13 protein-coding genes are annotated in these 16,073 nt (G+C 71.7%); 9 read left to right on the top strand and 4 right to left on the bottom strand.

The window, feature by feature from the left end; all coding sequences use genetic code 11:
- Positions 1-148: 148 nt before the first annotated feature.
- A complete protein-coding gene (locus tag E4U91_RS24535; RefSeq protein WP_137308838.1) occupies positions 149-334 on the bottom strand; it encodes a hypothetical protein in 186 nt (61 codons plus the stop codon).
- Positions 335-936: 602 nt separating this feature from the next.
- Here E4U91_RS24535 and E4U91_RS24530 point away from each other — a divergent pair.
- The 8 genes from E4U91_RS24530 (at position 937) to E4U91_RS24495 (ending at position 11,636) form a co-directional block, all read left to right on the top strand.
- Positions 937-4,755: a sensor histidine kinase gene (locus E4U91_RS24530; RefSeq protein WP_137308837.1), complete on the top strand. Its 3,819-nt coding sequence runs from the start codon at positions 937-939 to the stop codon at positions 4,753-4,755.
- 9 nt (positions 4,756-4,764) lie between these two features.
- Positions 4,765-5,178 carry a roadblock/LC7 domain-containing protein gene (locus tag E4U91_RS24525; protein WP_003993189.1) on the top strand — a complete coding sequence of 138 codons (414 nt, stop codon included), beginning with the start codon at positions 4,765-4,767 and terminating at the stop codon, positions 5,176-5,178.
- A 112-nt stretch (positions 5,179-5,290) separates the two neighbouring features.
- Complete coding sequence (locus E4U91_RS24520) at positions 5,291-5,689, top strand: DUF742 domain-containing protein (RefSeq protein ID WP_009190816.1); 399 nt, start codon at positions 5,291-5,293, stop codon at positions 5,687-5,689.
- Positions 5,670-6,245: a GTP-binding protein gene (locus E4U91_RS24515; RefSeq protein ID WP_137308836.1), complete on the top strand. Its 576-nt coding sequence runs from the start codon at positions 5,670-5,672 to the stop codon at positions 6,243-6,245. Before E4U91_RS24520 ends, E4U91_RS24515 begins: the two co-directional genes overlap by 20 nt.
- A 376-nt stretch (positions 6,246-6,621) precedes the next feature.
- Positions 6,622-9,972, top strand: a complete 3,351-nt coding sequence (locus tag E4U91_RS24510) for a nitrate- and nitrite sensing domain-containing protein (RefSeq protein ID WP_137308835.1) — start codon at positions 6,622-6,624, stop codon at positions 9,970-9,972.
- A gap of 10 nt (positions 9,973-9,982) precedes the next feature.
- A complete protein-coding gene (locus E4U91_RS24505; RefSeq protein WP_004983065.1) occupies positions 9,983-10,396 on the top strand; it encodes a roadblock/LC7 domain-containing protein in 414 nt (137 codons plus the stop codon).
- A gap of 96 nt (positions 10,397-10,492) precedes the next feature.
- Positions 10,493-11,065 carry a DUF742 domain-containing protein gene (locus tag E4U91_RS24500; RefSeq protein ID WP_137308834.1) on the top strand — a complete coding sequence of 191 codons (573 nt, stop codon included), beginning with the start codon at positions 10,493-10,495 and terminating at the stop codon, positions 11,063-11,065.
- On the top strand, positions 11,046-11,636 hold the full coding sequence (locus E4U91_RS24495) for a GTP-binding protein (RefSeq protein ID WP_067238932.1): 591 nt from the start codon (positions 11,046-11,048) through the stop codon (positions 11,634-11,636). Before E4U91_RS24500 ends, E4U91_RS24495 begins: the two co-directional genes overlap by 20 nt.
- A gap of 93 nt (positions 11,637-11,729) precedes the next feature.
- Here the strand turns inward: E4U91_RS24495 and E4U91_RS24490 are convergent, their stop codons facing one another.
- Both E4U91_RS24490 and E4U91_RS24485 read right to left on the bottom strand, forming a co-directional pair.
- Positions 11,730-11,921: an acyl-CoA carboxylase subunit epsilon gene (locus E4U91_RS24490; protein ID WP_067238929.1), complete on the bottom strand. Its 192-nt coding sequence runs from the start codon at positions 11,919-11,921 to the stop codon at positions 11,730-11,732.
- A 57-nt stretch (positions 11,922-11,978) separates the two neighbouring features.
- The gene (locus E4U91_RS24485) at positions 11,979-13,511 is read right to left on the bottom strand and encodes an acyl-CoA carboxylase subunit beta (protein WP_174867947.1); all 1,533 of its coding nucleotides are present in this window, start codon (positions 13,509-13,511) and stop codon (positions 11,979-11,981) included.
- Between the two features lie 450 nt (positions 13,512-13,961).
- Here E4U91_RS24485 and E4U91_RS24480 point away from each other — a divergent pair, with 450 nt between their 5' ends.
- Positions 13,962-14,570: a YceI family protein gene (locus tag E4U91_RS24480; protein ID WP_137308832.1), complete on the top strand. Its 609-nt coding sequence runs from the start codon at positions 13,962-13,964 to the stop codon at positions 14,568-14,570.
- Positions 14,571-14,662: 92 nt separating this feature from the next.
- On the opposite strand, the gene E4U91_RS24475 is transcribed toward E4U91_RS24480, so the two are convergent.
- The gene (locus E4U91_RS24475) at positions 14,663-16,039 is read right to left on the bottom strand and encodes a hypothetical protein (protein ID WP_137308831.1); all 1,377 of its coding nucleotides are present in this window, start codon (positions 16,037-16,039) and stop codon (positions 14,663-14,665) included.
- Positions 16,040-16,073 lie beyond the last annotated feature (34 nt).

Raw genomic sequence — 16,073 nt, 5'->3', positions numbered from 1 at the left:
TGGAGTCTGACGCTCCAGGCTAACGCGGAAGGGCGTCCCCGGCCGGGGACGCCCTTGACATCCGTGGGCGGCCGCGCTGCATGATCGACGGTGGTCGTCGGCCGGTGGAGCGGCGGCCGTGGTGGGCCGGTGGGCCCGCTGCGACGCCCTACTCGGCGGCGGCCATCTCCGGGACCTCCATCAGGATGGTGCGCCGGGGGTTCGCGGTCTGGGCGGGCAGGTCGACGGAGTGCTCCGGCTGCGGCGGGGTCTGCAGGTCGTCGGCGCCCGTCAGGTGCGCCAGGGTGGTGCGCCGCGGGTTGGCGATCTTGCGGAACATCGTCATGGTCTCCACTGTTGACTGACCCTGTTCGTCTCGGGGCGCGAGCGAGGACGCGGACGGCCTCACGCAGGGGCGCCGGTTGTCGGTTCTGCCAGGTCTGTAAAGCGTCAGGCTAGACATCCGATTCCCCGCGCACGGCACGGAGTGCCACCCGGGGCGTGTGAGTTTCCTCACTTACTCGTGTTCAAGCGGGCCAATTCAGGCTCACAACCGACCCCGACCAAACGGACATTGAGCCCCTGAAGCCATCATTCCGCTCCTGATCATGGCGACTGGGACACGGAACCCGCCCCACCGAAACGCCCAGCTCTGTCCGCTATCTGCCCGAAGACTTTCCACGAGCGGTGACGCGGCCCTCACGGCGTGTCACACATGTCACAGCCCGGCCAACACACCTTGTTGGAGATCCTGCACTGTGCTGGAATTCCACGGACCGCCGCAGGATCGAGCCGGCGCGCAGGGGGCGCACACCAGCGCCGAGTGGCGGCGAGAAGGGGGAACCTGCGCCGGGTCACTCACGACCACCGGGGGGCGTATTCAGGGCGCCCCTCAAGACGCCGACACCGTCCTTCCGTTCGCGCGGAGGGACGCCTGGTCCAGAGGTTGCGACGCTAGTGCAGGGACGTTTCAAGAGGGATGGCAGCGCTTCGGCGGAGCCGGAGCCGCACGGCGGGACTGGCCCCATGGCCGTCAGCTCCTCGCCCCAGCACGCCCAGAACCCGGGCCCGGCACCGTCCGGTGACGGTGGTGACCGCCCCGGGCGCCCCGGCGCGACCGCCTCGTCGGCCACCTCCGGGTCCTCGGGCCGCTCCGGCGGGACCGCCGGCGCGGGGTCCTCGGGCCCCGATGCCCCCATACCCCCGGTCAAGCCGGCCAAGAGTGCCACCGACCCCGGCCCCCGTGTCGCGCTGCGCAACTGGCGCATCTCCACGCGCCTGGTGGCCCTGCTGACCCTCCCCGTGGTCGCGGCCACCTCGCTGGGCGCGCTGCGCATCGACCAGTCGATGGAAGACATCCAGCAGCTCGACAACATGAAGCTGCTGACGGAGATGACCAAGCAGGCCACCGAGCTGGCCACCGCGCTGCAGACCGAGCGCGACCAGTCGGCCGGTGTGCTGTCGCACAGCGACCGCCTGGCCGACGTCAAGGGCGTGCGCGACCAGACCGACCAGACCCTGGCCGCCTTCGTCGACGCCTCCGAGGCGATCGACACCTCCAGCAAGGACGGCAACCTCCAGGGCGTCCGCGACAACATCGTCGGCCTGGTCAGCGACCTCGGCACCCTGGCGAAGATCCGCAGCAGCGCCTACGCCGCCAAGGGCAACGCGATGCAGACGGTCGAGGGCTACCACCGTCTGATCAGCCGGCTGGTCGACCTCTCCCAGGACATGGCCGAGGCCACCAGCAACCCGGACATGATCCAGCGCACCCGCGCTCTGGCGGCCTTCTCCGCCGCCAAGGAGTACTCGTCGATGCAGCGGGCCGTGCTCGCCTCGGCGCTGCCGTCCAACGACGAGACGGCCGGCAAGCTCTCCGACAACGACCGCACCTACGGCGAGATGGCGCTCGAGAGCGAGGACTCCGAGCTCGCCATCTTCCGCAGCATCTACGGCGACTCGGGTGCCGAGGAACTGCTGCGCCCGATCCTGCAGAACAACGCGACCATCCTCCAGGCCGACAAGTACGCCAACCGCGCGTTCGCCTCGGCCAGCGGTCTGCAGTCGCTGGACCGCCGGTCCTGGAAGGACTGGCTCGACGCCAGCGGCACCAAGATCAGCCAGATGAAGAACATCGAGCACACGCTGCTCGAGGACATGGAGCAGAAGGCCCGTCAGCTGCGCGCCGAGTCGGAGCGCGAGGCCATCATCTCCGGTGCGCTGATCCTGCTCGTGCTCGGTGTCTCGCTGGTCGGCGCCTTCATCGTCGCCCGGTCCATGATCCGCTCGCTGCGCCGGCTCCAGGAGACCGCCACCAAGGTCGCCCAGGACCGCCTGCCCGAGCTGGTCAAGCAGCTGTCCGAGACCGACCCGCAGGACGTGGACACCTCCGTGGAGTCGGTCGGTGTGCACTCCCGGGACGAGATCGGCCAGGTGGCCGCGGCCTTCGACGACGTGCACCGCGAGGCGGTCCGCCTCGCCGCCGAGCAGGCCCTGCTGCGGGGCAACGTCAACGCGATGTTCACCAACCTCTCGCGCCGCTCCCAGGGCCTCATCCAGCGCCAGCTCTCGCTCATCTCCGAGCTGGAGTCGCGCGAGGCCGACCCGGACCAGCTGTCCTCGCTGTTCAAGCTCGACCACCTCGCGACCCGCATGCGCCGTAACGGTGAGAACCTCCTCGTCCTCGCGGGTGAGGAGCCCGGCCGCCGGTGGACCCGTCCGGTCCCGCTGGTCGACGTGCTCCGCGCCGCCGCGTCCGAGGTGGAGCAGTACGAGCGCATCGAGCTGGCCTCCGTGCCGACGACCGAGGTCGCCGGCCGCGTGGTCAACGACCTCGTGCACCTGCTCGCCGAGCTGCTGGAGAACGCGACGTCGTTCTCCTCGCCGCAGACCAAGGTCAAGGTCACCGGTCACGCCCTGCCCGACGGCCGCGTCCTGATCGAGATCCACGACACCGGCATCGGCCTCTCCCCCGAGGACCTCGCCGCGATCAACGAGCGGCTGGCGTCGCCGCCCACCGTGGACGTCTCCGTCTCCCGCCGCATGGGTCTGTTCGTGGTCGGTCGTCTGTCGCAGCGCCACGGCATCCGCATCCAGCTGCGCCCGTCCGACTCCGGTGGTACGACCGCGCTGGTCATGCTGCCCGTGGACGTCGCGCAGGGTGGCAGGAAGCCGCAGCCCAAGCCGGGCCAGGGCGGTGTCTCCGGCGGTCCCGCCGCCGCGCAGGCCGCCGCCGGTGCCGCCGCGGCACGCCGCCAGGCCCAGTCCGGCGGTGCCCTCGGTGGCGCCCCCGCGCAGGGCGGTGCCCTCGGCGCCGGCCCCGCGGGAGCGGGCCGGCTGGCCGCGGGCCAGGGTCCCCGGGCCGCGCTGCCCGGCCGCGACGGCGCTCCCGGCGCGGGCCAGGGCAACGGCCGCGGTCCGCAGGGTCCGCAGCAGGGCCGCCCGGCCCCGGCCGGCGCGGGTGCCGGCTTCGGCGGGCAGGCCCCGGCCGCCCCGCAGGGCCTCCAGGCGTCCGCCCAGGGTGGCCCGGCAGGTCAGGGCGGTCAGGGACAGGACATGTTCGGCGGCCGTGGCCCCGTGCCGCCGCAGCGCGGCACCGAGGGCGCCGGTCGTCCCGGCCGCGGCCGCCGGCCGCAGCTGCCCGGCGGTCCCCGGGCCGAGCTGCCCGGCGGCAACGCCCAGCAGCGCGTGCCGAGCTGGGGTGACGAGAACGCCCAGCCGCAGGTCGGCCGCGGTGCGCCGGACGCCCCGCGCGGCCACGACGAGCCGGACGTCGCCCGCACCTCGCAGCTGCCGCGCATCGACGACCGGCAGGGTCCCGGCTCCACCTCGGAGATCCCCCGGATCGACGACCGCCAGGCTCCCCAGGGCGACTACGGCCGCCCGGGCGCGAACGGCGGCCAGAACACGGGCCAGTTCCCCCGTCCCCAGGACACCGGGCAGTTCCCGCCGGTGGGCGGACCGCAGCAGACCGGGCAGTTCCCGGTCCCGGGCGGCCGTCAGGACGCGGGCCAGGCCCCGCAGGCCCCCGGCCGCGCGGACCGGTCCGACAACGGGTTCGTCCGCTCGGACGTCTACGGCACCACGGCGCCGAACGCCTCGGCGAACCCGGGCCGGTTCACCGCCCCGCAGGCGTACGACAACGGCTCCACCGGGCAGTTCCCGGTGCCGGGCCAGGACCCGTCGGCCACCGGCCGGCACGTCCTGCCCGACCGCCAGGACCCGTCCGTCACGGGCCAGTTCGAGCGGCCCCAGGGGCCGGGCGGCTACGCCCCGCAGCGGCCGGTCCGTCCCGAGCCGGAGGCGCTGCCCCCGGCCCAGGGTCCGGGCGACGGCCGTACCCCGCTGTACGACACCCTGGAGACCAACTGGTTCCACGGTGGGCAGCAGGGCGACGCCCCCGCTGCGGGTGCCCAGGCCCCGCAGGCCCCCCAGCAGCAGCCGCAGGCCCCGGCCCCGGCTGCCCCCCAGCGTCCCGCTTCGGCCTCCTGGCGCACCTCGCCCAACGACGAGCTCGTGCGCCAGGCGGAGCGGGTCCGGCAGCCGGCCGCGGGTGGCGTGACCACCTCCGGCCTGCCACGCCGGGTACCCCGGGCGAACCTCGTCCCGGGGACGGCTCAGCAGCAACAGCACCAAGCCGGTCCGCAGGTCTCGCGTGCGCCTGACGACGTGCGCGGGCGGCTGACCAATCTCCGTCGGGGCATCGCGCAGGGTCGTCAGGCCGGCAACGGCCAGACGGGCAGCTTCCCCAGCCCCACTCACCAGCAGGAGCGTTAGTTGAGCCAGATGAGCCAGGCGGCACAGAACCTCAACTGGTTGATCACGAACTTCGTGGACAACACCCCGGGGGTGTCCCACACCGTCGTCGTGTCCGCCGACGGTCTGCTGCTGGCGATGTCGGAGGGCTTCCCCCGCGACCGCGCAGACCAGCTGGCGGCGGTGGCCTCCGGCCTCACGTCGCTGACGGCCGGGGCCTCCCGGATCTTCGAGGGCGGCAGCGTGGCGCAGACCGTCGTCGAGATGGAACGGGGATTCCTCTTCCTCATGTCCGTCTCGGACGGCTCGTCCCTCGCCGTCCTCGCGCACCCCGAGTGCGACATCGGCCTCGTCGGCTACGAGATGGCGCTGCTCGTCGACCGCGCGGGCGCGGTGCTCACGCCCGACCTGCGCGCCGAACTGCAAGGCAGTCTGCTCCACTGACCGCTTCCGGATCCACCCGCCTCACCAAATCACCGTCCGGCCGCCACAATCCCCCCACGGCCCCGTCAGACGGCACGACTGACCGAGACTTGCTGTCCCGCCCGGAGGATTCATGACCCCGCCCACCGCCCATCATGATCCGTACGCCGAGCCGTACGGGGACGAGGGCGACCAGCCGCTGGTGCGTCCGTACGCGATGACCGGTGGCCGGACCCGGCCGCGCTACCAGCTCGCCATCGAGGCGCTGATCAGCACCACGGCCGACCCGGCAGCGCTCATGGGACTGCTTCCCGAGCACCAGCGCATCTGCCACCTGTGCCGTGAGGTCAAGTCGGTGGCCGAGGTGTCGGCGCTGCTCGCCATGCCGCTCGGCGTGGCGCGGATCCTGGTCGCGGACCTCGCCGAGGCCGGCCTGGTCGCCATCCACCAGCCGGGTGGCGACGAGAACAACGGCGGCGCACCGGACGTGACGCTGCTCGAAAGGGTGCTCAGTGGACTTCGCAAGCTCTGACGGAGGGCGGGCCACCACCTCCGCGAAGATCGTGGTGGCGGGCGGCTTCGGCGTCGGCAAGACCACGTTCGTGGGCGCCGTCTCGGAGATCAACCCGCTGCGCACGGAGGCCGTGATGACCTCCGCCAGCGCGGGGATCGACGACCTCACCCACACCGGGGACAAGACCACCACCACGGTGGCCATGGACTTCGGCCGCATCACCCTGGACCAGGACCTGATCCTGTACCTGTTCGGCACGCCGGGTCAGGACCGCTTCTGGTTCATGTGGGACGACCTGGTGCGCGGCGCCATCGGCGCGGTGGTGCTCGTGGACACCCGGCGCCTGGCGGACTGCTTCCCGGCGGTGGACTACTTCGAGAACAGCGGCCTGCCGTTCGTCATCGCCCTCAACGGCTTCGACGGACAGCAGCCCTACAACCCCGACGAGGTGCGCGAGGCGCTGCAGATCGGACCGGACACCCCGATCATCACGACGGACGCCCGGCACCGCGCCGACGCGAAGAGTGCGCTGATCACGCTGGTGGAACACGCCCTGATGGCCCGGCTGAGGTAGCGTGCAATTCGTCCCTCGCGTACGGCAGTTGCCGTAGACAAATCGGAGCCGACTGTGGCGTTTGACACGGTCGGCTCCGGTGTTCATAACGTTTCGGCAGAGGAATCGACCGGCACCGACACACCGTGCGGTCGGCTGGTCTCGCTGCGCGCACGAAGGCCCCGTCTTTTGACGGGGCTCGCTCTTTTTGACCGTTTTATCTGGGACTTACATCACGCGGAATCGACTCATCCGAGTGTTTGGAACAGCACTGGTCGACGTGCTGGAATGCCTGAACTGCCCAATAGTCAATGACGTACTCATGGTCGATGGCTGACCGGGCTCTGAGAGACTGCGGCACGACGATGGTGCCGACCGCCGAGAGGTTGTTGGTCGAGTGAGGCGAAGCAAGAAAAGTCCCGAGCCCGCGGCCCGGGGCAACTTCACCCCGCCGCAGCGCGGAGCGGCACCCGCCCCCGTGCCCGGTTCGGAGCCGTCGGCCGCGCCCGCACCGAGCGGCAGCCGGCTCTCCCCGCGCAACTGGCGGGTGCCCACCCGGCTGAACGCGATCCTGCTCATACCCGTGCTGGTCGGCCTGGTCATGGGCGGCTTCCAGGTGAAGAACTCGATCGACACCTGGCAGGAGGCGGAGGACGCGGAGAGCACCGCGCGCCTGGTGCAGGCCTCCCTCACCTACGCGGATGCCCTCTACAACGAGCGGGACACCACCGCCGCCCCGCTGCTCAAGGGCGCCGGCAAGGACGACTCGACCGTCAAGGGCGCGCGCGACGCCACCGACAAGGCGGCGGACGCCTTCAACGTGGCCGCGCAGAACATGCCCCCCAAGGCGGGCCTGGAGCGCCGCCTGAAGCTCTTCCGCGAGGTCGAGCCCAAGCTGCAGGCGCTGCGCACCGCCGCCTACACCACCAACCTCAAGGGCGTGCAGACCGAGGAGGGCTACGTCCAGGTCGCCCACCCGCTGATGGAGTTCGCCAACGAACTCGGGCTCGGCACCGGCAACATCACCTCCTACGGCCGTACCGTCTACGCGATCTCGCTGACCAAGGCCGCGCTCTCCCTGGACCGGGCGATCGGCACGCACCTGCTGGTCAACCCCGGTCCCACCAAGGCCGACCTCGCCAAGCAGCGGGTGGCGCTCTCCTCGTACGCCTACCTCGAGGGCATCGCCGTCGAGGAGTACATCGGCGGTGGCACCGAGCAGGACGCGCAGAAGCTCACCGACCTGCAGGCCACGATCAAGACGCGGGCCGCGGCCCAGGCCCAGGAGGCCAAGGCCAAGGACCCGGACTACGTGCCGCCGCCGTCCGACCCGGCCGTGATGGTCGCCGGCATGTCCGGGCTGACCAGCACCGACAGCTCGGAGCGTGCCGCGCTCGCCACCCAGGGCATCACGCCCGAGAACTGGTGGGCGGTCACCACCCTCAAGTACACGGCCTACCGGCAGATCGAGTCGGACATGGCCGACAAGGCGGTGACCGAGGCCTCGGACATCGCCGCCGACGCCAAGACCTCCGCGATCATCACCGGTGCGGCCGTCGTGGTCGCGCTGCTGCTGGCGTTCATCCTGGCCGGCGCGGTCGCGCGGCAGATGTCCCGGTCCATGCGCCAGCTGCGCAACGCCGCGTTCGGCATCGCCGAGCAGCGCCTGCCGATGCTGGTCGACCAGCTCTCGCGCACCGACCCCGGCCGGGTCGACACCCGGGTCGCGCCGATCCCGATCACCACCACGGACGAGATCGGCGAAGTCGCCCGCGCCTTCGACCAGGTCCACCGCGAGGCCGTCCGGCTCGCCGCCGAGCAGGCCCTGCTGCGGGGCAACATCAACGCGATCTTCACCAACCTCTCGCGCCGCAACCAGTCGCTGATCGAGGGCCAGCTGACCCTGATCACCGACCTGGAGAACAACGAGGCCGACCCGGACCAGCTGGAGAACCTCTTCAAGCTGGACCACCTGGCGACCCGTATGCGCCGCAACGGCGAGAACCTGCTGGTCCTCGCCGGTGAGGAGCCCGGCCGCCGCTGGGACCAGCCGGTCCCGCTGGTCGACGTGCTGCGCGCCGCCTCCTCCGAGGTGGAGCAGTACGAGCGCATCGAGCTGTCCGGCGTCCCGGAGGCGGAGATCCACGGCCGCGCCGTGACCGACCTCGTGCACCTGCTGGCCGAGCTGCTGGAGAACGCCACCACGTTCTCCTCGCCGCAGACCAAGGTCCGCGTCACCGCGACCCGGCTGCCCGACGGCCGCGTCATGATCGAGATCCACGACAAGGGCATCGGCCTCACCGCCGAGGACTTCGCGGACATCAACCACAAGCTGGCCAACCCGCCGACCGTGGACGCCGCGATCTCGCAGCGCATGGGCCTGTTCGTGGTCGGCCGGCTGTCCGACCGGCACGGCATCCGGGTCCAGCTGCGCCCCTCGGGCGAGCAGGCCGGCACCACCTCGCTGGTCATGCTGCCGGACGCGATCACCCACGGCGGCGGTGGCGAACCGGCCGTCCAGCGCGACGAGTTCACCGTCTCGCAGATCATCCCGGAGCAGAACTACGGCGGGGAGAACTACGGCGGGGAGAACTTCGGCCAGCCGATGCGCACGGCCGCCGAGCTCGGCTTCGACGACAGCCGCTACACCGAGGTGCCCGACGACCCGCGCGACCTGGACCCGGTGGGCCGCTCCCTGATGCGCGAGGAGCGCCGCGCGGCCCTGGAGTCCCAGTCGCCCGGCGAGCCGGACCGGCAGGAGCAGGAGCGGCCCGCGTACGACGACGGCTTCGACGGCCAGGCCTCGCCCTACGACGACGCCCGCGGCGGCTACGAAAACGCGCAGAACGGCTACGACGCCCCGCACAACGCCTCCTACGAGGGCGGCGCCACCGGCTACGCCGAACCGCCCGCCCCGCAGCACGGCTACGACCAGCAGACGTCGTACGACGAGCAGTACTACGCGCCCAACGGCGGCCTGCCGCAGAACGAGTCCTTCTCCGACCCGTTCGCCGGCAACGGCGCGGGCGGCCGCGGCGACACCTTCTCCTCCCGCGACGACGCCTTCACCGCGCACGGCGGCTACCCCGAGCAGGGCTATGCGGAGCCGGCGCAGGAGGAGCAGGCCGCGCAGCCGGCGAACGCCCAGGACGGCGCGAACGGCTACGACGAGCGGTCCTACCAGGACGACTGGCCGCAGCAGACCGGCTACCACAACGGCTACCCGGACCAGTACGCTCCGGAAGCGGAATCCGCGCAGGCCAGTGACGCGGGCGAGCAGGACCGCGTAGGCTTCGACCGTCCGGGACCGGCTGCCCCCGCCGGCCACGAGCTGACCGACGCCGGACTTCCCCGCCGCGGAGGCTTCGCGGCGAACGGTTCGAACGGCGCCCAGCGGCCCGTGCACCGGGAAACGCCGGCTCCCGCTCCCGACGGCAACGCCAAGGGCGGCGACGGCGACTGGCGTTCGGCGAACGACGAGCGCTGGCAGCAGGCCGCGCAGCTGCGCAAGCCCAAGGCAGGCGGGGTCACCTCCTCCGGCCTGCCGCGGCGGGTGCCCAAGGCCAACCTGGTCGAGGGCGCCGCCGAGAACACCCCCCAGGGAGGCCCACAGGTCTCCCGCGCCCCGGAGGACGTCCGGGGCAGGCTGAGCAACCTGCGGCGCGGCGTCCAGCGAGGCCGCACCGCAGGCAGTGAAACGAACGGCCAGGGCTTCGGTCCTGACAGCACCTACAACCAGGAGCGTTAGTGTGAGCCCGATGAGCCAGGCGGCACAGAACCTGAACTGGTTGATCACCAACTTCGTGGACAACACCCCGGGGGTGTCCCACACGGTGGTGGTCTCCGCCGACGGACTCCTTCTGGCGATGTCCGAAGGCTTTCCCCGCGACCGCGCCGACCAGCTCGCGGCCGTCGCCTCCGGTCTGACGTCCCTCACGGCAGGCGCCTCCCGCATCTTCGAGGGCGGCTCCGTGAACCAGACCGTTGTGGAGATGGAGCGGGGATTCCTCTTCATCATGTCCATCTCCGACGGATCGTCGCTCGCGGTCCTGGCGCACCCCGAGGCGGACATCGGCCTCATCGGGTACGAGATGGCCCTCCTGGTGGACCGTGCCGGTACGGTCCTGACGCCCGACCTTCGTGCGGAGCTCCAAGGCAGCCTGCTCAACTAACAGACGTACGGTGCGTTTTGGCGTCCCGAGGCCGTAGGGTTTCGGGACGCGGCTACCCCACGACGGGTGCCAGGCACAGTCGGAGGAGGAAAGACAGTGGCAACACCCCCAGGCGGTCCGTCTTCGGGCAACTGGTCGTACGGTCCCGCCCAGGGCCCGAACGACGGCTCGGCGAACCCGTACAACTTCCCCTCCACGCCGAGCCACCGGCAGCCGTACGCGCCCCAGGGCCCCGGCCCGTCGCCGTACGACCAGCCGCAGGCACCGCGCATCCAGCCCGTGCAGCCGCATCGCCGCACCCCTGAGCCGGCGCCCGCCGGGGCGTCCCACAATCCCCTGGTGCGTCCGTACGCCATGACCGGTGGCCGGACCCGCCCGCGGTACCAGCTCGCCATCGAGGCGCTGGTGCACACCACCGCGGCTCCGCACCAGATGCAGGGCCAGCTGCCCGAGCATCAGCGGATCTGCAACCTGTGCCGGGAGATCAAGTCGGTGGCCGAGGTCTCGGCCCTGCTCACGATCCCCCTCGGCGTGGCCAGGATCCTCGTCGCCGACTTGGCGGAGGCGGGCCTGGTCGCCATCCATCAGCCCGGCGGCGACGAGAACGCCGGCGGCCAGCCAGCCGTGACACTGCTCGAAAGGGTGCTCAGTGGACTTCGCAAGCTCTAGCGGCGGGTCGATTTCTGGGAGTCGCTCCACCACATCCGCGAAGATCGTGGTGGCGGGCGGCTTCGGCGTGGGCAAGACCACGTTCGTCGGCGCCGTCTCGGAGATCAACCCGCTGCGCACGGAGGCCGTCATGACGTCTGCTTCGGCGGGCATCGACGACCTCACCCACACCGGGGACAAGACGACCACCACGGTCGCCATGGACTTCGGCCGCATCACCCTCGACCAGGACCTGATCCTGTACCTCTTCGGTACGCCCGGCCAGGACCGCTTCTGGTTCATGTGGGACGACCTGGTGCGCGGCGCCATCGGCGCGGTGGTCCTGGTGGACACCCGCCGTCTTGCGGACTGCTTCCCCGCGGTCGACTACTTCGAGAACAGCGGCCTGCCCTTCGTCATCGCCCTCAACGGCTTCGACGGACAGCAGCCCTACAACCCCGACGAGGTGCGCGAGGCCCTCCAGATCGGCCCCGACACCCCGATCATCACGACGGACGCCCGCCACCGCGCGGACGCCAAGTCGACGCTGATCACGCTGGTCGAGCACGCGCTGATGGCGCGCCTGCGCTAGGACGGCGCACCGCGGCGGGACGACGAAGAGCGAACGACGAGAAGGGCCCCCCTCCCGGTGGAGGGGGGCCCTTCTCGTCGTCGTGCCGGGGGCTCAGCGCCAGCTGTGCGGGGCGCGGAAGCCGGGCTCGCGCTCCAGGCGGCGCCAGCCGGCCTTGACGCGGCCGCGGTGGGCCGGGATCTCGGAGGGACGGGCCGCGGCGCGGGCCAGGAGGACGGCCGTGATGGCGGCGACCTCCTCGGGCTCGGCGTGGCCCTTCTCGACGCGGATGTCAGGGGTGCTCATGGGTGTCAGTCTCCGTGAGAGAGGGGTCCGCGGGGTTGCCGCGGCGGGTCCGCCCGGTTACTGCGGGGGGTTGCCGTGCTTGCGGGAGGGCAGGTCGGCGTGCTTGGTGTGCAGCATCGCCAGGGACTTGACCAGGACCTCGCGGGTCTCGGCGGGGTCGATGACGTCGTCGACCAGGCCGCGCTCGGCCGCGTAGTACGGGTGCATCAGCTCGGACTTGTACTCCTTGACCATCCGCGCCCGCATCGCCTCGGGGTCCTCCGCGTCGGCGATCTGCCGGCGGAAGATGACGTTGGCGGCGCCCTCGGCGCCCATCACGGCGATCTCGTTCGTCGGCCAGGCGTAGGTGAGGTCGGCCCCGATGGACTGGCTGTCCATGACGATGTAGGCACCTCCGTACGCCTTGCGCAGGATCAGCGAGATCCTCGGCACGGTCGCGTTGCAGTAGGCGTAGAGAAGTTTGGCGCCGTGCCGGATGATCCCACCGTGCTCCTGGTCGACGCCGGGCAGGAAGCCGGGGACGTCCAAAAGGGTGATGATCGGGATGTTGAAGGCGTCGCACATCTGCACGAAGCGCGCGGCCTTCTCGCTGGCCTCGATGTCGAGGACGCCGGCGAGGGTCTGCGGCTGGTTGGCGATGATGCCGACGACCTGGCCGTCCAGGCGGGCCAGCGCGCAGATGATGTTCCGCGCCCAGCGCTCGTGGACCTCCAGGTACTCGCCGTCGTCGACGATCTCCTCGATCACCTTGGTCATGTCGTACGGCCGGTTGCCGTCGGCCGGGACCAGGTCGAGCAGGGCGTCGGAGCGGCGGTCGACCTGGTCGGTGCACTCCACCCGCGGCGGGTTCTCGCGGTTGTTCTGCGGCAGCAGCGACAGGAGGTAGCGCACCTCGGCGATGCACGTCTCCTCGTCGTCGTAGGCGAAGTGGCACACGCCGGACGTCTCGGCGTGCACGTCGGCGCCGCCGAGGCCGTTCTGCGTGATCTCCTCGCCGGTGACGGCCTTGACCACGTCGGGGCCGGTGATGAACATCTGCGAGGTCTCGCGGACCATGAAGACGAAGTCGGTCAGGGCGGGGCTGTAGGCCGCGCCGCCCGCGCACGGGCCGAGCATCACCGAGATCTGCGGGATGACGCCGGAGGCCTTGGTGTTGCGCTGGAAGATGCCGCCGTACCCGGCGAGGGCGGAGACGCCCTCCTGGATGCGGGCGCCGGCGCCGTCGTTGAGCGACACCAGCGGGGCACCGGCCGCGATGGCCATGTCCATGATCTTGTGGATCTTCGTGGCGTGGGCCTCGCCCAGCGCGCCGCCGAAGATGCGGAAGTCGTGGGCGTAGACGAAGACCGTGCGGCCCTCCACCGTGCCCCAGCCGGTGATCACACCGTCGGTGTACGGCTTCTTGGCCTCCAGGCCGAACCCGGTGGCCCGGTGCCGGCGCAGCTGCTCGACCTCCTGGAAGGATCCGGGGTCCAGCAGCAGCTCGATCCGCTCCCGGGCGGTCAGCTTGCCCTTGGCGTGCTGCGCCTGGGTCGCCCGCTCGCTCGGTCCGGCGAGTGCCTGCGCACGGATCTCGTGCAGCTCCGCCACGCGCCCGCGCGCGTCGGTCGGCTCACCGGTCGGCTCACCCGTCGTCTCTTCCAAAACGGTCATGTAGTGACCTTACGAAGCCCACCCAGGAAAGCGAGCCGTCGACTCCGTACAGTCTCCGGGGCGTTTTCCTGGTACCACCGGACAGAACCGGGCCGGGATGCAGGCCTTCCGACTGCTCAGGGGGTGTGTCGGTTGTAGGGGTGACACAAAGCGCCCGCCGACGCGGGGGCCGGGCGCGAGGGAGAATGGAGAGGAACGGGCGGCGCCCAGTGGAGTGATCCACCGAGCCTAGCCGGTCCTCCCGGGGGCCGCCGACGGGCACCCGGTGTCACGCCGGGGACACGCTGCGGATGATGTTGAAACTTGAACGGAATAGGTCTAGGGTCGATCCCGTTGAAGTCGTTGAACATTCAACGGAACACCCCTCCCGTCCCCAAGGAGCACCCCATGAGCATCTTCGGTCGCAAGAGCGAGACCACCACCGCCACCTCCGGGGCCACCGCCGTGAACCCGGACCTCGCCGCCCTCACCGGTGACTACACGATCGACCCGGCGCATTCCACGATCGGTTTCGTCGCCCGGCACGCCATGGTGACCAACGTCAAGGGCAAGTTCACCGACTTCACCGGCTCGCTGCACCTGGACGGCTCCGACCCCGCGCGCTCCACCGCCACCCTGGACGTGCGGATGGAGAGCATCGACACCGGGTCCGCGGACCGTGACGGCCACCTGAAGAGCGCGGACTTCTTCAAGACCGAGGAATTCCCGGCCATGACCTTCCGCTCCACCGCTGCGGAGGCCCTGGGCGGCGACGACTACCGCATCACCGGCGAGCTCAGCCTGCTCGGCGTGACCAAGCCGCTCACCGTCGACCTGGAGTTCAACGGCGCCGCCAAGGACCCGTTCGGCAACGAGCGCGTCGGCTTCGAGGGCAAGGCGGAGATCCTGCGCTCCGAGTGGGGCCTGACCTGGAACGCCGCGCTGGAGACGGGTGGCGTGCTGGTCTCCGACAAGATCAAGCTCACCTTCGACATCTCGGCGATCCGCGCCGCCTGACGCCGGCACCGCCCGCACCATCACGACGAGCGCCCGTCCCCGCACCGCGGGGGACGGGCGCTCGTCGTTGCGCGCACCGCCGCGGGTGGGCGTCAGAAGCCCCCGCCGAAGTCGCCGCCGCCCCCGCCCCCGCCGAAGTCCCCGCCGCCCCCGCCGCCGAAGTCGCCGAAGTCACCGGGGTTGAAATCGGCGCCCGAGACGTCCCCGCCCTGGTAGCCGCCGCCGAAGGTGTCGAAGTCGCCGTAGCCGGCGCCGTACGCGGCCGCGTAGGACGGCGTGGCCATCATGCTGCCCAGCATCGTGCCGACCAGCAGGCCCGGCAGCAGGCCGCCGCCGTAGCCGCCGAAGTAGCCGCCCGCCCACGGGCCGTAGGCCGGGCCGGCGTCCCAGTAGGGTCGGCGGCCGAAGTCGCTGTCCACCTCGCGCACGGCCGGGTCGAGGCCGTCGGCCAGCCGGGTGGCGTCCGCCGCGCACACCGGGACCTCGCGGGCCGCGCCGCCGGGCGGGCTCCACACCGCGTCGGTGACCGAGGGGCCGTGCCGGGGGTCGAAGAAGCAGGGCGGGCGCCGCTCGGGCAGGGGCCGGTGCTCGCGCCGGGCGGCCAGCCGGGCCAGGGAGAAGCGGCCGTCCTCCAGGGCCTGGGTCACCGCGCGGACGTCCTCGGGCCGGGCCGCGGCGGCCATGGCCGACTTGGCCTGGTCGTAGGCGTCCAGCGCGCGCTCGTAGTCGGCGCGCATCGCGTCGTCGGCACCCGGCTCGGCGGGGTGGAACTCCAGGCGGTCCAGTTCCTCGCCGAACGCGGTGATGTCCTCGTCGACGACCACCCGCAGCCGCTCCAGCGCCGCCCGCTGCTCCTGGGCGCGGCGCCGCCGGTTACGGCTGACCAGCGCGTACCCGCCCGCGCCGGCCGCGACCAGGACCGCGCCGGCGGTGACCAGCGCGGTGGTGGAGATGCCGGTGCCGTCGGAGGTGCCCCAGCTGGAGGGCGCCGAGCCGCCCATGTTGGCCACGGCGCGCTCGGTGAAGTCGGTGAGCTGGGTGGCCGCGTCGCCGTCGCCCTGGACGCTGGTGACGAGGTTGCGCACGGCCGCGTTCGGCAGCACGGAGGAGTCCGCGCGGGCGTCGAACCGGTCACCGAGGCGGATCGCGTACACCCCGGTGATGCCGGTGGCGGTGCGCAGGTCGGTGAAGAGGTTCCGGGTCGGGTAGTCGGCGGGCAGGACGGCGACGAAGACGGGCTTGCCGGCGTCCTCGATCCGCTTCCGCAGGGCGTGCGCGTCCGCCGGGGACAGCTGGGCGGACGCGGCCGGATCGACGTAGACCGGGCTCTCGCGCAGGGCCTCGGCGATCTGCGAGACGCCGGTGGCGGCAGCGGCGCGCGGGGCGCCCGCCGAGAGCACGGTCAGCACGGCGAGCGCCAGCGCGGCCAGCAGCGCGCCCACGCTTCGGGCAGGAGTCGCGAGCCTCATGACCCCGGACTACCCGAATATCGGGAAGCTACCC

The sequence above is a fragment of the Streptomyces lasalocidi genome, from assembly GCF_005280215.1.
Lineage (GTDB): Bacteria > Actinomycetota > Actinomycetes > Streptomycetales > Streptomycetaceae > Streptomyces > Streptomyces longwoodensis.
This window is presented reverse-complemented; position numbering and strand designations above follow the sequence as displayed.

Bases quoted from the DNA above. Each gene is read 5' to 3' on its own strand.
- E4U91_RS24480 (WP_137308832.1), top strand. From the start codon at position 13,962: ATGAGCATCTTCGGTCGCAAGAGCGAGACCACCACCGCCACCTCCGGG.
- E4U91_RS24505 (WP_004983065.1), top strand. From the start codon at position 9,983: ATGAGCCAGGCGGCACAGAACCTGAACTGGTTGATCACCAACTTCGTG.
- E4U91_RS24525 (WP_003993189.1), top strand. From the start codon at position 4,765: ATGAGCCAGGCGGCACAGAACCTCAACTGGTTGATCACGAACTTCGTG.
- E4U91_RS24520 (WP_009190816.1), top strand. From the start codon at position 5,291: ATGACCCCGCCCACCGCCCATCATGATCCGTACGCCGAGCCGTACGGG.
- E4U91_RS24475 (WP_137308831.1), bottom strand. From the start codon at position 16,039: ATGAGGCTCGCGACTCCTGCCCGAAGCGTGGGCGCGCTGCTGGCCGCG.
- E4U91_RS24490 (WP_067238929.1), bottom strand. From the start codon at position 11,921: ATGAGCACCCCTGACATCCGCGTCGAGAAGGGCCACGCCGAGCCCGAG.